We start from the raw sequence: 15,828 nt of genomic DNA, 5'->3' as shown, positions 1-15,828 counted from the left end.
AATTATATTAATTTTTAAATCAAGTTTTATTGGATATCCCTGCTGTGGTAGGGCGTTATGCTTGATTAAATTCATTTATTATTGTTTAAGAAAAACAAGAATAAACTAAACATTTTTAAATTTAAAGCAAATAGACTATTGTTTAGGTTTGTTTACAAAAAGTTTAACAAAATATAATTTCGTTATTTTGAGCCCTTTAAAGCGACGAAGGAATTTAGAATGTATTGTGGCTTGTAAATTTCTTTTGATTTTACCTACAAATAGGTATTTCTTAAAGAGATTATGCCATCCGTTAATTTTGTATTTTTGCATATTGAGTTGAAGAAGATGAAAAAAGTTGTAGTAGGACTTTCTGGGGGAGTGGATTCCAGCGTTACCGCTTACTTATTAAAGGAGCAAGGTTATGAGGTGATTGGGTTGTTTATGAAAAACTGGCATGACGACTCAGTGACCATTTCTGATGAATGTCCCTGGTTGGAGGATAGTAATGATGCGCTTATAGTTGCCGAAAAATTGGGAATTCCTTTTCAAACGGTAGACCTAAGTGAGCAGTATAAGGAACGGATAGTAGATTATATGTTCCATGAATATGAAAAGGGAAGAACTCCTAATCCAGATGTGCTATGCAATAGGGAGATCAAGTTTGATGTCTTTATGAAAATAGCACTTCAATTGGGTGCGGATTATGTAGCCACCGGTCATTATTGCAGAAAAGGCACTATTATTAATCAAGATGGTTCTGAGACCTATCAACTTTTGACAGGTGTAGACGGGAACAAAGATCAATCCTATTTTCTTTGCCAATTATCGCAAGGACAATTAGCCAAAACGCTTTTTCCTATTGGCGAGCTTACGAAGCCCGAAGTCCGCAAGATTGCAGCAATTAGTAATTTGATCACGGCAGATAAAAAGGATTCTCAAGGCCTTTGTTTTATTGGAAAAGTAAGGCTTCCAGATTTTTTACAGCAAAAATTAAAACCCAAAAAGGGAGTCATCGTGGAGGTGCCTTCATCATTGGCCCATTATCAAACCAATGTTCCAAAGTTTGACTCAAAAAAGGAAGAATTGGCCTATTATGCCATCAAACCAACGTATCATGTCGAAGATGGCAGGGTAGTAGGAGAACACCAGGGGGCACATTATTTCACCAAAGGGCAACGTAAAGGACTGCATGTTGGGGGTACAAAGGAACCCTTATTTGTCATTGATACCGATGTAGAGGATAATATTATTTACACTGGTCAGGGAAAGAGCCATCCTGGCTTGTACAGACGAACCCTTTTTGTGAGTAATGAGGAATTACATTGGGTGCGCACAGATTTGACTTTAAAAGCGGATGAGACCATGGAGGTGTTGGCCAGAATACGCTATAGACAGCCGTTGCAAAAAGCCACCTTATATCAAACTGAGGCTGGCTTGTATGTAGATTTTGAAGAAAAACAATCAGCCATAACAGAAGGCCAATTTGTAGCTTGGTATCTGGAAGATGAACTAATAGGATCTGGAGTGATCTCATAATATGGTAAAAAGCATCGTTATCCTTTTTTTCTTATTTTCTTTATTAGGGGTAGGTGCTCAGGAACACGCTTGGGTTTATTTTAAAGATAAGGGCGGCGTGGCTGCTGCATTGGCCAATCCAGAATCTATTCTGAGTGCCCGGGCTTTGGCTAGAAAAAGCAAGTTCAATATACCAGTAGATGAAAGGGACGTTCCGGTCAATGAAAATTATATTGCCCAAGTAAAAGGTGAAGCTGGTATTACCGTTAAAGCCAAATCCAAATGGTTTAATTGCGTACACGTATTAGGGAGTATAAATGATATTGCTTCTCTTTCCAATTTGGATATTGTAGAGAGGACTTCTTATGCAGATAGAAGTCTGAGTGCGAAAACAAGGATTTCTGCTAAGAATAAAATCAAACGAGATAACCATTCAGATAAGTATTTAGCCCAAAAAACTGACTTTGTCTATGGAGAAAGCCAAGCACAGATAACTCAATTGAAGGTAGAGGCGTTGCATCAACTGAATTTTATGGGAGAAGGATTATGGATTGCCGTAATGGATGGGGGATTCCCAAATGTGGATCAGCTTGCTGCCTTTTCCCGAATACGAAACAATAACGATTTATTGGGTGGCTATGATTTTGTAGATCGCACCACCGATATTTACCATCCAAATGGGGATAGCCATGGCACAAGAGTCCTATCGGACATGGGGGGGTACATAGAAAACGAGTTTGTTGGTACTGCTCCCAATGCTAGTTATATGTTATTTAGAACGGAGGATGTTGCTACAGAGACTCCTGTAGAAGAAAGTTATTGGGTTGAGGCTGCTGAAAGAGCCGATAGTTTGGGAATAGATCTTATAAACACCTCTTTGGGGTATAGTACTTTTGACAATTCCAATTATAATTATACTCCTGCAGAAATGGATGGGAATACAGCCTTTATTTCCAAAGGGGCGAACATAGCCACAGAGAAAGGGATGTTAGTAGTAAATTCTGCGGGTAATTCAGGAAGTTCTTCTTGGGGAGTTGTCACCGCTCCTGCCGATGCCAATGTGTATACTGTAGGTGCAGTTGATATTAATGGCGCCTATGTGAGTTTTAGTTCACGTGGCCTAAATGCCCAAGGGATAGTAAAACCAGATGGGATGGCCATGGGCAGAAATTCAGCAGTTGTAGACGAAAATAATTTTATTGTACGAAATAATGGAACGTCTTTTTCATCACCCATAATGACAGGTGCAATTGCCTCATTTTGGAGTGCTTTGCCCGATAAAACTAATCTGGAAATCATGCAGTTGGTAAGGGAGAGCTCTTCCATGTACCAAAATCCAAATACGCAAATGGGCTATGGAATTCCAGATTTTGATTTGGCATTGACCATAAATGGGGTAAAAGGGCAAAATGAAGGAGAAGTAATAAGTGACAATACCCTAGATTATATTTTATTTCCTAATCCAATGGAAACTAATGTGCAAATACAGTTGCCTTTTGGAACTTCAATGGCAATTCTTAGGTTGTACGATATATATGGAAAACGTATCTTGGAGAAGAAAATCACCCCAACTGATAATCAAATATCCGTGGAGCAGTTGAGTCAGGCCATGTACATAGTGCAATTGGAAATGGGAGGAATCAGTAAGGAATATAAGTTGTTAAAGAAATAATGGAGAATAGGATTACGGAACTCTTTCAAATACAATATCCCATTATACAGGCGGGAATGATATGGACCAGTGGCTGGCGATTAGCCTCAGCCGTTTCCAATGCAGGAGGTTTAGGAATCATTGGAGCAGGTTCCATGTATCCTAAAGTATTGCGAGAACACATCCAAAAATGTCAAAAGGCGACCAAGAAACCTTTTGCGGTGAATGTACCTATGCTCTATCCAGACATAGATCAATTGATGTCCATTATTGTTGATCTAGGAGTAAAGATTGTTTTTACCTCTGCTGGAAATCCAAAAACATGGACTTCTTATTTGAAAGAAAAAGGAATTACTGTGGTTCATGTAGTAAGCAGTGTAAAATTTGCTTTAAAAGCACAGGAAGCCGGTGTTGATGCAATTGTAGCAGAAGGTTTCGAAGCTGGGGGTCATAATGGAAGGGATGAAACAACCACCTTGACCTTGATTCCAGCGGTGAAAGAAAAAATCACCATTCCACTAATTGCAGCAGGTGGTATAGCTACGGGTCAGTCTATGTTGGCTGTTATGGTTCTTGGTGCGGATGGGGTACAGGTTGGTAGCCGTTTTGTGGCCAGTTATGAAGCTTCATCCCATGACCTATTTAAACAAAAGGTGGTAGAGGCAGGAGAAGGGGACACCATTTTGACCTTAAAAGAATTAGCACCCGTACGCTTGATCAAAAATAAATTCTTTCAAGACATTCAAAATCTATATGCTCATTCACCGTCTGTAGAAGAGTTGAAGCAACTTTTAGGAAGGGCAAGAGCCAAAAGGGGCATGTTCGAAGGAGATATGGAGGAGGGAGAGTTGGAAATTGGCCAAGTTTCAGCTATTATCCACGATATTAAACCTGCGGCAGAAATTATCGCCAATATGGTAACGGAGTTTGAACAGGCAAAGGCATCCATTGCCCATATCTAGGGCTTAATTTTCTAGGATCAAATACGTTTATCTTCCCTTATTTCAATTCCCGATCCAACTTTAAAATGGTCTGTAATAGTACATTGGCACCATTGGCCATGTCTTTTGCTGAGGTAAATTCTTTTGGGGAATGACTTATCCCGTCTTTACTGGGAACAAAGATCATCCCAGCTGGTGCTACAAGGGCCATGTCTTGGGCATCATGGCCAGCGCCGCTTTGCATTTGTTTAAGGGTAAGGCCCAAATTGTTGGCCGATGAAGCAATGGCTTCCTGTATGGTCTTATCTGTTAAAGCTGGCTTTGCATTAGCATCAATAGGATGAAATGAAATGGTAGTATTCGATTCTGTTGCTATTTCCTCAGCTCTTTTTTGGATTCCATTAAAGACTTGCATAATTCTTTCGGAAGAAAGATCACGTATCTCTAGGCTTAAAAGCACTTTCCCTGGGATTACATTAGGTGCTCCTGGATCTGCACTAATTCTTCCTACCGTACCTACTTGTTTTCCTTCAATGCTGTTGGTGACTTCATTGACCGCAATAATAAATTTAGAAGCAGCCAATAGGGCGTCTTTTCTCATATTCATTGGTGTAGTTCCTGCATGGTTAGCAAAACCGGTAATTTCTACATCCCACCATTTAATACCTACAATCCCTTCTACAACGCCAATATCAATATTTTCACCATATAAAATACCGCCTTGTTCAATATGTAATTCCAAGAAAGCTGCTAATTCTCCTTTTTTTCTTGCCGCTTGTTCAATTTTGGAAACATCGCCTCCGAGTCGGTTTGCACCTTCGCCTTGGGTGAATCCAGAATTGTTCTTTACCAATAGCGCTTCTGGGGATAACGCTCCAGCTAGGGCCCTGCTTCCCAATAAGCCACCTTCCTCATTGGAGAATATGATGACCTCCAAGGGATGATTCGTAACTATATTATTCTCATTAAGGGTAAGGGCTACTTCCAAAGCGGCTAAAGAACCTACACATCCGTCATAATTTCCTCCATCGGGAACAGTATCAGTATGCGAACCGAAGGCAATAATTTTTTTAGTGCCATCGGTGCCTTCCCTGCGACCAATTATATTTCCAGCGAAATCAATATGGACCTGTAGTCCAGCATTTTTCATAAGATTAATAAGGTAGGTTCTAGAAGCAATATCCGCATCGGTGAATGCCACTCTACTAGTTTCTCCATTGGGCTTAATTCCAAACTTTGCCAATTCAAAAATACTAGCTTCTAATCTATTTTGATTTACGGCCAGTGTTTTTTCGGATTGGGATATAGTTTGTTGCGCGAAGCTAGGCTGATAAGCTAGAATTAAAACAAGAGCAAGGTATTTTAACGACATATCTGTTGATTTTAAAGATGAGTAAGATAGAAAAAATAAAATAGCTATTTTATAAAATGATGTATTAGGAGTAAGGGTCTTTGTTGTTTGTTTAAATCGAAATATGTATTGATGTTCTTTGTCCTTAGAAAGGAAATCGTACTTTTAAAAGTAAGCAAATACGTTTGATAGATGAGAATAGAGCAAGATATAAAACTAGGTTTTAAAGATGTAATGATCCGTCCTAAGCGATCCAATCTAAAAAGTAGGGCTCAGGTGCAACTAGAACGTGATTTTAAATTTTTACACAGTAATTCTAATTGGGTGGGTATTCCCATTATGGCAGCAAATATGGATACCGTGGGAACTTTTGAAATGGCATTGGCCTTATCAGAAAATAAATTATTTACGGCTATCCATAAGCATTATACACCTTCTCAATGGAATAAATTCATGGCAAATGCACCAGAGGACATTGTAGAGTACATTGCAGTGAGCACAGGTATCGGTCCTAACGACACAAAGCGTTTGGCGGCTATTTTTAATGAATATCCTAACCTAAAATTTATTTGTATTGATGTGGCCAATGGGTATTCGGAACATTTTGTAAGTTTTGTAAAACAGACAAGGAATCAATATCCCGATAAGGTCATCATTGCGGGTAATGTAGTAACTGGGGAAATGGTGGAAGAGTTGCTCATCGCTGGGGCGGATATGATAAAAGTGGGTATTGGCCCAGGTTCTGTATGTACTACTAGAATTAAGACTGGGGTCGGTTACCCTCAATTATCCGCTATTATTGAATGTGCAGATGCTGCACATGGTCTTGGAGGTCAAATTATTAGTGATGGTGGCTGTGCGAGCCCAGGTGATGTTGCCAAAGCATTTGGAGCTGGGGCTGATTTTGTGATGCTTGGAGGAATGTTGGCCGGACACGATGAAAGTGGCGGAGAATTGATAGAGCGCCATGGTCATCCGTACAAACAATTTTATGGGATGAGTTCTACTACAGCCATGGACAAACACGTTGGTGGTTTAGCAGACTATAGGGCTAGCGAGGGAAAGACCGTAGAAGTACCCTATAAAGGTAAGGTAGAGCACACCCTTCAAGATATATTAGGTGGCTTACGGAGTACTTGTACCTACGTGGGAGCCGAGCGATTAAAGGAGCTGACAAAGCGTACCACCTTTATTCGTGTATCAGAACAGGAGAACAGAGTGTACACTGAACAATAAGAGTTTGGTAATAAAGAGGTTGTTGGGGTGAGCTCTATTTGGTCCTATCACAATAAGGGGCATTTCGTCCAAGGCAAGTAATTGGCTTACCCATGTATGGTCTCTGACTTGCCGTAATTTTTTATTACTTCCCCTTCAAACTGTATGAGTTCTGCCCAGCGTTTGTTTACGTCTAGTCCTTCTCCGTACTGTCTTGCAAACCCAATAAATGTTGTATAATGACCAGCTTCGCTAATCATTAAATCGTGATAAAATTTAGCCAATTCAGGATCTTTTATTTTTTTTGATAAAAGCTTAAAACGCTCACAACTGCGAGCTTCTATCATGGCGGAGAATAATAGTCTGTCTACCAAACTTTGTTGGTGTGTTCCTCCTTTAATCATGAATTTAAATAGTTCATTCACGTAGCTATCTTTACGTTCACGCCCCAAGATATATCCCTTTTTTTTAATGATTTCATGAACCATTTCAAAATGTTGCAACTCCTCTTGTGCCAAGGTCAACAAATCCGTTACCAAATCTGTATGCTCTGGATTTTGTATGATAATGGTTATGGCATTAGTGGCTGCTTTCTGTTCGCACCAAGCATGATCCGTTAAAATCTCTTCAATATTAGACTCTACTATATCCACCCAGCGTGGGTCGGTCTCCAATTTTAAACCAAGCATCTCTTTTTATTTTAGGAACAAAGTTAATGAATCTCAGCTGCCTTTTCATGTGTTTTCTATAGCGGTGTATATGCTGCTATTCTACATGGATACATTTACGAAAAATTCCGTGTATACTGCTGCTGCGATTTGCTATAACTTTTGGATGAGAACACTCACAGTTACTAGTAATTGACCAACGTGGCGTTGACTGTGCTCAGCGGCATGGAATAACAGACCCAAAACTGTGGAGGGAAGTTTTTTTCGCCCTACGGTTCTTTCATGAGTCAATTCATTATCAGGGATCGTTTTGCAAAATTCTAAGGCCTCATCTACTTTAGTATTAAAAGACTCAACCAGCTCTGTTATAGAAGCCTTAGTATTGGGACTCCCTTCACTTTTGAGATATTGGAATTGTTCTATGGTAAGGGGTTTTGACCGGGCGTAGGTAAGCATTCTGTCTAAAACCCCAGTAAGATGTTGCATATGAAAACCTACAGATGCACGGCCTACAGTTTTTTCCCAAAGAAGAGCCTCGGGAAAATCCATGGTATATTGAGCCAATTCTCTTCTAGACTGTAAGAGTGCATGGACAGTAGGTTGTAAAAAGATTGAGATTCCGGGGATAGGACCAGATAACCAGAATTCTGGTTCATGGTTTATGGAAATTTCAGACATGTTTGTTTTGATTAATTATAAGATTTATGCTCTGAGTTATTTGAGGCGATTACGCTTTGAAAAACAATTGTTTCACCTCGGGCTTGGTTAGTTCAATAAGAGTAAAAACACCTAAAAGGATACCTAAAACGCCTGTTAAACAATTTAGGATGGCCATGACAAATATAAAATTGTAATTCTTTTCCTCCTTTAAGTATTTAGACGTCATGATGGTGAGTATCCCCATAACCATTGAAATTAGAAACCCAATAACGCCTATTACAATGAAAATTAATCCTGGGTTGAAGGGAAATGAATCTGCTTCTTGAGACCATTCATCTGTGTTTCTGATAATGATTCCTATGCAGGCATAGATGATAAAGAATATAGAGAAACATAAGGTAAATATTCCCTTAACTAGAAATAGAATACGAAACGTACTTAAATTGTGGTGGATGTTATTCATTGGTTTTCTTTTTTTTATGAGTCTTGTAAGTGTTATTGTATTTATATCAATTATCGATGGGATTAAATTTCAATGATTTTTGTCTGGTAGAAAATTTGCATACCTCCTTTTTTATGATGGCTTCCTAGGTATTAAATGAAGCGTATGTAAGTTGGGTTTGGGGTTATTTGTCTTTATATATATAATTGGTTTTTTTAAAAAGGTTTCTACGATCATACGGATTCAATTGATTATATTACATAAAAAGGGGTATCCTAAGATAGGACATTGTATTCGCTTTGACGGCTCAAAATGCTTTTAAGCCAGTTGTTATTATATGTAAAATGGAATTATATGGAAGTTAATCGCTCACTGTTTATATTATGCCGACCATTTTTCTTTATTTTACCATCTTGGGAATATAGATTCATTTATTGGACGTATATCTTAAAAATTAAACGAATTATACAACAGAAAATTAAGCCTTAACCCATGTTTTATTTCATAATTGATATTTTAGGTACCATCGCCTTCGCTATTTCGGGAGTATTGGTGGCCATTGATAAGAAGTTGGATCTATTCGGAGTTTTCATTATTGCCTTCGTGACTTCTGTAGGAGGAGGTACTTTAAGGGATCTTTTAATTGGAAATACTCCAGTTTTATGGTTAAGGGATCCAGTTTATCTATACACTATTTTTGGCGCAGTGATCTTCGCAGTAACTTTTAGGGCGCGCTTGAAATATGTTCGAAAATCACTCTTTTTGTTCGACACCATTGGGATAGGCTTATACACCATGGTTGGTATAGAAAGGGGTATTTCAGTAGGCCTTTCTTCCATAATGTGCATAGGTTTAGGAACCATTACTGCTTGTTTTGGAGGGGTAATTAGGGATATTCTTTGTAATGAGATACCAGTGATTTTTAGAAAGGAAATTTATGCTACTGCCTGTATTCTTGGTGGTTTGGGATATTTTCTTCTAAGACAACTACCATTTGATGATGCCTATGCTTATATAGCCGGAATTATCATTGTCATCGGAATTAGATTAATAGCAGTCCGTTTTAAGATTGCATTGCCTAGTATCTACAAAACTACTTAGTTACTTTGGCATTTAGGATATAAATATTTTGGATGGGCCAATCTCCTTGACCTACGGGTTGACTATTAATTTTATCTACAATATCCATCCCTGATATAACTTTTCCAAAAGGTGTATAGTCGCCGTCTAAATGGTAGGAACCTGGTTTGGTTACTACTATAAAAAATTCAAATGGAGATGCCAACATATGTGGATTGTCTATCTCACTACTTGGCATGGATACGGTTCCCCTATGATGTTTATGACCTTTACGAGTGTCAGGGGGTAGTAAGTACCTTCCAATTTGCCCTCTTTTTCTGCCAGTTTCCACATTATCGGCATTGCCTCCTTGGATGATGAAATTTTTTACAATCCTATGGAAATAGGTGTCGTTGAAATATCCTTTTCTAGTGAGGTAGATAAAGTTCGCTTTATGATAAGGAACGTCATCAAAAAGTTCAATGGTGATGTCACCAAAATTAGTTGTCAAAGTAACCGTGTTTTCTTTTAATGTTTTGTTGTAATTAAAAAAGAATTCGATGGCATTATCTTCTGTAAGTACAAATTTTTCTTTTTCTTTCTTTTTTTTGTCTTCAACGGAAACAGAATCAACTACCTTCCTTTTTTGTGGTTGTACTGCTACATTTTTTGCATTGGTTGTATCTTTGCAAGAGGCCAATAGAAATAGAGGTATTATTGTATAGAATAAGAATGTTTTAGGTGTCATGGATTTTAATGATTTTTCTCAACGTATTTCAAAAATAAAAAATCTCCCGCTTCCGGGACCGGAATCCCATTATAAAATGGCGCCAGAGGAGCGGATTAATACCTTGCAAGCTATAGAATTAAAAAGGAAAAACGCCAAAAAAGCTGCGGTGATGGCTCTTTTTTATCCTAACCAAAGTTCTAATACCAATTTACTCCTAATTCTTAGAAAATCGTATAAGGGTGTCCATTCTAATCAAATAGGTTTTCCTGGAGGAAAGGTAGAAAAGGAGGATAAGGATCTTTTGCATACCGCCTTGAGAGAAACCTTTGAAGAGGTAGGAGTGCTCCCACAGGCCGTAAAGGTCATCCGATCTTTGACGGAACTGTATATTCCTCCGAGTAATTTTGAGGTGCAACCCTATGTTGGATTGTATCCGGTAGTATCCCCATTTAAAATTCAGGAAAGCGAAGTAGAGGCTTTAGTTGAGGTTTCTTTGGATGAATTTATGGACGATAATACCGTCATTTATCAAAAACTGACCACTTCATATGCCCAAAATATTGACGTACCCGCTTTTAAATTAAATGGTTATACAGTTTGGGGAGCTACGGCCATGATGTTGAGTGAAGTTAAAGAGCTATTTAAACAGGTACTATAATAGCTTATTTTGTAATTTTGAATTCTCTAACCACTAATTATGACCTTTTTTAAAAGAAACCCTTTTGGACATATTTTATTTTTAAAGAAATGGTTAATCCGCATCATGGCGGTTTTTACGCACCAGAGGTACAAAAAATTTAACAAGTTGGAAATTGAAGGCTCTGAGATAATTAGGAGCCTTCCAGATCGCAATGTTCTTTTTGTGAGCAACCATCAAACTTATTTTGCCGATGTGGTGGCCATGTTCCATGTGTTTAACGCCAGCCTTAGTGGTAGGGAAAACAACATTAAGAACATTGGATATATCTGGCAGCCCAAATTGAACATGTATTATATTGCGGCAGCTGAAACAATGAAGAAAAGCTTGCTCACCAAAATTTTTGCCTACGCAGGCTCTATTAGTATAGAGCGTACTTGGAGGGCAGAAGGGCAAGATGTGAATAGGCAAGTTAAAATGAGCGATATTTCCAATATTGGGGTTGCATTGGACGACGGTTGGGTTATTACTTTTCCTCAAGGCACTACAACCCCTTGGAAACCTTTGCGCAAGGGCACCGCACACATCATTAAAAAATACAGGCCAATTGTTGTTCCAGTTGTTATTGATGGTTTTAGACGATCTTTTGATAAAAAGGGATTACGTGTAAAGAAAAAGGGAATTCTGCAGTCCATAGTGATAAAAGAGCCCTTGGATATTGATTATGAAAATGAATCTTTTGAATCCATCATCGAAAAATTGGAATATGCCATTGAACAGCATCCATCTTTTCTTAAGGTAATATCAAAGGCTGACTTATTGGCTTATGAGGAGGAGAATAAACAGCGAAAGTGGAAAGTTTAAAATTCCAATTGTTTTAGTTCGTTGTAATTCTTTCTCAGTCTCTTTAAAAGGATACCATAAAGCACCTTGTAAAATAGCCAAATTATTCCAAGTAGAGCCACAACCGCAAGTATACATATTCCAATAATAATGGTCCAAAATATGGTTTCGTTCCCAGCTTCCGAGGCCGCACTGATAATTTCATCACTATCAGGACCATATCTGAGACTACCGTAAATCCCAGAGATCAAGGAGGTTGAAAATATGATCAAATTGAACCATACGTATTGGGTCACGGTTCTTTTAACCTTAAGGATGGCTTTCATGAGGTCTTTTGAGGAATCTGTAAAGGATATCTTTCTATAATTAACATAGAATTTATAAATAAAATATAGGAGGATAATATAATTTATGACCATCAAGCTGATGGTAAATTCATAGATATTCCATGACTTGATGAGTTGCCATGATTCACTATCGGTAAACGCAATATTTATGGCCGTCCAAAACACAAATTCCAAAATACTGATATAGAAAATCCATTTTACAATAGAGGAAGATTTTTTCCAGATCATCTTATAAATATCATCAAACGATATTTTTGGAAGATGTTCTTCCTTTTTTTGCCAGTCCTTTTTTAATAGTTCCAGTTCGTCCATCATCAACTTAAGGATTAAGTATGGTTCTTAATTTATTTTTCACCCTGTTCATCTTCACCCTCGCATTTACTTCTGATATACCTAAGGTTTCGGCTATTTCAGTATAGTTTTTATCTTCCAAGTAAAGGAAGACCAATGCTTTATCGATATCTCCTAACTCCTTAACGGCGTTGTACATTAATTTCAAGTGTTGTTCCTGTGTTTCGTCGTACTCATCGGCCTTAATTTTATAAATGACCGATTCATAATCTTGTGTTTTTATACTTTTTTTTGATTTTCGATAAAGTGTAATAGCCGTGTTCAAAGCTACCCTGTACATCCAAGTACTGAACTTGGACTCACCACGGAACTTTGGATATGCCCTCCATAATTGTATGGTGATTTCTTGAAAAAGATCTTTATGTGAATCCCGGTCATTGGTATACAATGAGCATACCTTATGAACAATGTTTTGGTTGTTCTCTAATTCGCTTACGAATTGATGTTCCAGATCTTTCGTCACTTTATAATGGTCGGTTACTCATTAGTGTTAAATAGGTATTTTTTGTTACAGGACAACACAAAAAAACTGATAATATAAATATCATCGGTTCTTGATTTGTACATTTCTGTTACTTTCTATAGTCTAAGGCGGGGGCTCTATCTCCCAATAATGGGATGTATTTAAAGTCCTTTCCGCGTCTTTCTATAAGTTCTTGTTTAGCCTTCAAGATGATATCTTTACTCTTTAAAATATCAATGGCGGTAAGCGTTAGTGTTTTTGCGGCTACCATCATTCCCTTTTCTCCTATAGAAGTACCGCCTGCCGCTACGGCTTGCCAACTATGAGCAGGAGTGCCAGGAACCCAAGTTGCAGTGCCCAGTCCTACCGTTGGAACGGTAAAGCTTACATCTCCAACATCAGTAGATCCGTAGGCTTTGGCTTCGGTTTTATAGATTTCAACATTCTTAGCAATCTCCAAGTTTGCCTTGTCATATCCGAGGCTTACTGCTATTTTATCTGCAAATACCTTTTCCTCTGGAGAATAGGTTACCCCCCCCACTTTTATCAAATTATCATACATTAGTTTTTGGAGGGTCAAGTTTGGTAGTAGTTCATGTGTACCCCCTATCATCTCATAATCCATAGTAGTTCCCGTGCCCAGAGCTGCACCTTCCGCAGCTTTTACAATTCTATCAAATATATCAATGACCACATCCCTTTGTCCATGTCTTGCATAATAGTAGACTTCGGCGAAATCGGGCACCACATTTGGAGCTTTGCCTCCCTGTGTAATCACATAATGGATCCGTGCTTCAGATGGGATGTGCTCTCTCATCATATTCACCATCATATTCAACGCCTCCACACCATCTAAAGCAGAACGACCTTTTTCTGGAGCTCCGGCAGCATGGGCAGAAATTCCGTAAAATCTAAATTTTGCGGATTTATTGGCTAATGCAGCACCAGCATTTGCTTCGTTTTCTGCTCCTGGGTGCCAATGTAGCGCTACATCAACATCGTTAAATAAGCCTTCTCTAACCATATAGACCTTTCCAGAACCTCCTTCTTCTGCCGGGCAACCGTAGAATCTAATGGTTCCCTTGACCTTATTGGTCTGCATCCACTCTTTAACCGCTATGGCCGCCGCTGTGGAAGCCGTGCCGAACAAATGATGTCCACATGCATGTCCGGCTTCTTTCCCAGCTGATAGTTTTTCGGGTGCAGCTTGTTGGGATAAACCTGGTAAGGCATCAAATTCCCCCAAGATAGCGATGACTGGTGCGCCGCTCCCATACTCCGCAATAAAAGCGGTAGGCATTCCTGCTACCTCTTTTTTTATGGAAAAACCTTCATCGCTCAAAGTCTTTTGAAGTAAAGCAGAACTATTCTCCTCTAAATATCCCATTTCTGCAAATTCCCAAATATTTTGAGCAATGCTGCTATAGGTTTCACTTTTTTTGTCCAAGTTGGCTAACACCTCTTGGGTAGTTTTCTGGGCATGGCCCATGAAAGAAATAAGGCTTGTTATGAATAAGCTAAAAAGTAATTTTCTCATAATATGGATACGTTTGTTCATGGTTTTTATAAATGTAATAAAAACTCCAGATTCAATAGGGTGAGAATCATACGAATGTTTACATTAGGACTATGATTTGTGATATGAACATTTCAAGGACTAGCTATCCACGCATCGTAATTATAGGCGGAGGCTTTGCTGGAGTATCCTTGGCGAAAAAAATGAGCAAAAAGGAGGTACAGGTTATTTTGTTGGATAAACATAATTACCATACTTTCCAGCCATTGCTTTACCAGGTGTCAACCGGAGGGTTAGAGCCAGACTCTATAGCTTATCCCATCCGAAAGATATTAAAGAATTATCCCAATTTCACTTTTAGGCTTGCCGATGTGCAGGAGATCGAGATAGGCAAGAAAAATATCATTACAAATATTGGTAGCCTTAAATACGATTATTTGGTATTGGCTACGGGCTCGGAAACCAATTTTTTTGGAAATGTAGAATTGGAAAAGCATAGCATGGCCATGAAGTCCATTATCGAATCTCTTAACCTCAGAAGTTTAATCCTCGAAAATTTTGAGCAAGCTTTATTGACTGATGACCTACATGAGAGGGATGCACTTATGAATTTTGTGATTGTAGGTGGCGGTCCAACAGGGGTAGAGCTCGCTGGCGCTCTAGCAGAAATTAAAAAGGGAATTCTTCCAAAGGATTATCCAGACTTGGATACCCGTAGGGCACAAATCCATTTGGTACAGTCTGGCTCCCGAATTTTAAAAGAAATGAGTAAGAAGGCCTCTGAAAAAGCAGAAGAGTTTTTGGAAGGACTAGGAGTTCAGGTATGGAAAGAGACACGTATCACCAATTATGATGGAAAATTGGCAACCACAATGACTGATTTTGTTTTTGAAACAGCAACCCTTGTTTGGGCAGCCGGTGTAAAAGGAGCTTTGATTAAAGGAGTTGATGCCAAGGAATTAACTGTTCCTGGCAACCGGTTAAAGGTAAACCAGTTTAATCAAGTGGAAGGTATAGAAGGTGTTTTCGCGATTGGTGATATTGCATGTATGGTAACCCCTGAATTTCCTATTGGCCACCCTATGATGGCACAACCAGCAATTCAGCAAGGCGCCAATCTTGGTGATAATTTAATTAAACTATTGGAGCGCCAACCCCTTACTCCTTTTAAATACAAAGACAAGGGCAGTATGGCTACAGTAGGGAGGAACAAAGCTGTGGTTGACTTAAAAAACTACAAATTTCAAGGCGTATTTGCCTGGTTTGTTTGGATGTTTGTTCATCTTTTCTTTTTGATAGGATTTAGAAATAGGATGGTGGTTTTTGTGAACTGGGTATATAGTTATATTCGATTTGATAGGGAGGCGAGACTTATCATAAGACCATACAATAAGGATTACAGTAAGTTTAAGGATTAGTGATTAATCTTTTAAAAATTATACATCAGCAATTATTTC

At 38.6% G+C, this 15,828-nt stretch carries 16 protein-coding genes; 8 read left to right on the top strand and 8 right to left on the bottom strand.

The window, feature by feature from the left end; all coding sequences use genetic code 11:
- The first annotated feature begins 282 nt into the window (after positions 1 to 282).
- From mnmA to ABXZ36_RS10770, 3 genes are read left to right on the top strand one after another with little or no spacing between them, the layout of a single operon-like run.
- On the top strand, positions 283 to 1,518 hold the full coding sequence (gene mnmA / locus ABXZ36_RS10780) for a tRNA 2-thiouridine(34) synthase MnmA (RefSeq protein ID WP_354615547.1): 1,236 nt from the start codon (positions 283 to 285) through the stop codon (positions 1,516 to 1,518).
- 1 nt (position 1,519) lies between these two features.
- Complete coding sequence (locus tag ABXZ36_RS10775) at positions 1,520 to 3,169, top strand: S8 family serine peptidase (RefSeq protein ID WP_354615545.1); 1,650 nt, start codon at positions 1,520 to 1,522, stop codon at positions 3,167 to 3,169.
- Positions 3,169 to 4,110: an NAD(P)H-dependent flavin oxidoreductase gene (locus ABXZ36_RS10770; protein WP_354615543.1), complete on the top strand. Its 942-nt coding sequence runs from the start codon at positions 3,169 to 3,171 to the stop codon at positions 4,108 to 4,110. The genes ABXZ36_RS10775 and ABXZ36_RS10770 overlap by 1 nt, the downstream gene beginning before the upstream one ends.
- A 37-nt stretch (positions 4,111 to 4,147) precedes the next feature.
- Here ABXZ36_RS10770 and ABXZ36_RS10765 read toward each other — a convergent pair whose 3' ends face one another.
- Complete coding sequence (locus ABXZ36_RS10765; RefSeq protein WP_354615542.1) at positions 4,148 to 5,461, bottom strand: Zn-dependent hydrolase; 1,314 nt, start codon at positions 5,459 to 5,461, stop codon at positions 4,148 to 4,150.
- Positions 5,462 to 5,632: 171 nt separating this feature from the next.
- Here ABXZ36_RS10765 and ABXZ36_RS10760 point away from each other — a divergent pair, with 171 nt between their 5' ends.
- The gene (locus ABXZ36_RS10760) at positions 5,633 to 6,676 is read left to right on the top strand and encodes a GMP reductase (RefSeq protein WP_354615541.1); all 1,044 of its coding nucleotides are present in this window, start codon (positions 5,633 to 5,635) and stop codon (positions 6,674 to 6,676) included.
- Positions 6,677 to 6,762: 86 nt separating this feature from the next.
- Here the strand turns inward: ABXZ36_RS10760 and ABXZ36_RS10755 are convergent, their stop codons facing one another.
- From ABXZ36_RS10755 to ABXZ36_RS10745, 3 genes are all read right to left on the bottom strand, one after another.
- Complete coding sequence (locus ABXZ36_RS10755; RefSeq protein WP_354615539.1) at positions 6,763 to 7,344, bottom strand: MiaE family protein; 582 nt, start codon at positions 7,342 to 7,344, stop codon at positions 6,763 to 6,765.
- Positions 7,345 to 7,476: 132 nt separating this feature from the next.
- Complete coding sequence (locus tag ABXZ36_RS10750; RefSeq protein WP_354615538.1) at positions 7,477 to 8,001, bottom strand: DinB family protein; 525 nt, start codon at positions 7,999 to 8,001, stop codon at positions 7,477 to 7,479.
- A gap of 49 nt (positions 8,002 to 8,050) precedes the next feature.
- Positions 8,051 to 8,446, bottom strand: coding sequence for a hypothetical protein (locus tag ABXZ36_RS10745; RefSeq protein WP_354615537.1), 396 nt, complete (start codon positions 8,444 to 8,446; stop codon positions 8,051 to 8,053).
- Positions 8,447 to 8,917: 471 nt separating this feature from the next.
- Between ABXZ36_RS10745 and ABXZ36_RS10740 the strand changes: the two genes are divergently transcribed.
- On the top strand, positions 8,918 to 9,526 hold the full coding sequence (locus ABXZ36_RS10740; RefSeq protein ID WP_354615536.1) for a trimeric intracellular cation channel family protein: 609 nt from the start codon (positions 8,918 to 8,920) through the stop codon (positions 9,524 to 9,526).
- Here ABXZ36_RS10740 and ABXZ36_RS10735 read toward each other — a convergent pair.
- Entirely contained in the window at positions 9,519 to 10,232 is a 714-nt protein-coding gene (locus ABXZ36_RS10735; RefSeq protein WP_354615534.1) for a peptidylprolyl isomerase, read from the bottom strand. The genes ABXZ36_RS10740 and ABXZ36_RS10735 overlap by 8 nt on opposite strands.
- Here ABXZ36_RS10735 and ABXZ36_RS10730 point away from each other — a divergent pair.
- Entirely contained in the window at positions 10,231 to 10,872 is a 642-nt protein-coding gene (locus ABXZ36_RS10730) for an NUDIX hydrolase (protein WP_354615532.1), read from the top strand. The genes ABXZ36_RS10735 and ABXZ36_RS10730 overlap by 2 nt on opposite strands.
- 39 nt (positions 10,873 to 10,911) lie before the next feature.
- Positions 10,912 to 11,715, top strand: a complete 804-nt coding sequence (locus tag ABXZ36_RS10725; protein ID WP_354615531.1) for a lysophospholipid acyltransferase family protein — start codon at positions 10,912 to 10,914, stop codon at positions 11,713 to 11,715.
- Here the strand turns inward: ABXZ36_RS10725 and ABXZ36_RS10720 are convergent.
- The 3 genes from ABXZ36_RS10720 to ABXZ36_RS10710 form a co-directional block, all read right to left on the bottom strand.
- A complete protein-coding gene (locus ABXZ36_RS10720) occupies positions 11,712 to 12,353 on the bottom strand; it encodes a DUF8845 family protein (RefSeq protein ID WP_435602398.1) in 642 nt (213 codons plus the stop codon). The two genes, ABXZ36_RS10725 and ABXZ36_RS10720, sit on opposite strands and share 4 nt — an antisense overlap.
- Positions 12,354 to 12,360: 7 nt before the next feature.
- Positions 12,361 to 12,855, bottom strand: coding sequence for an RNA polymerase sigma factor (locus tag ABXZ36_RS10715; protein WP_354615529.1), 495 nt, complete (start codon positions 12,853 to 12,855; stop codon positions 12,361 to 12,363).
- A gap of 109 nt (positions 12,856 to 12,964) precedes the next feature.
- A complete protein-coding gene (locus tag ABXZ36_RS10710; RefSeq protein ID WP_354615528.1) occupies positions 12,965 to 14,392 on the bottom strand; it encodes an amidohydrolase in 1,428 nt (475 codons plus the stop codon).
- A 104-nt stretch (positions 14,393 to 14,496) separates the two neighbouring features.
- Between ABXZ36_RS10710 and ABXZ36_RS10705 the strand changes: the two genes are divergently transcribed.
- The gene (locus ABXZ36_RS10705; protein ID WP_354615527.1) at positions 14,497 to 15,789 is read left to right on the top strand and encodes an NAD(P)/FAD-dependent oxidoreductase; all 1,293 of its coding nucleotides are present in this window, start codon (positions 14,497 to 14,499) and stop codon (positions 15,787 to 15,789) included.
- Positions 15,790 to 15,828 lie beyond the last annotated feature (39 nt).

The sequence above is a fragment of the Sediminicola arcticus genome, assembly GCF_040566695.1.
Taxonomy (GTDB): Bacteria; Bacteroidota; Bacteroidia; order Flavobacteriales; family Flavobacteriaceae; genus Sediminicola; species Sediminicola arcticus.
Note: the sequence above shows the minus strand (reverse complement) of the source record. Positions and strands in the feature narration are given on the sequence as shown.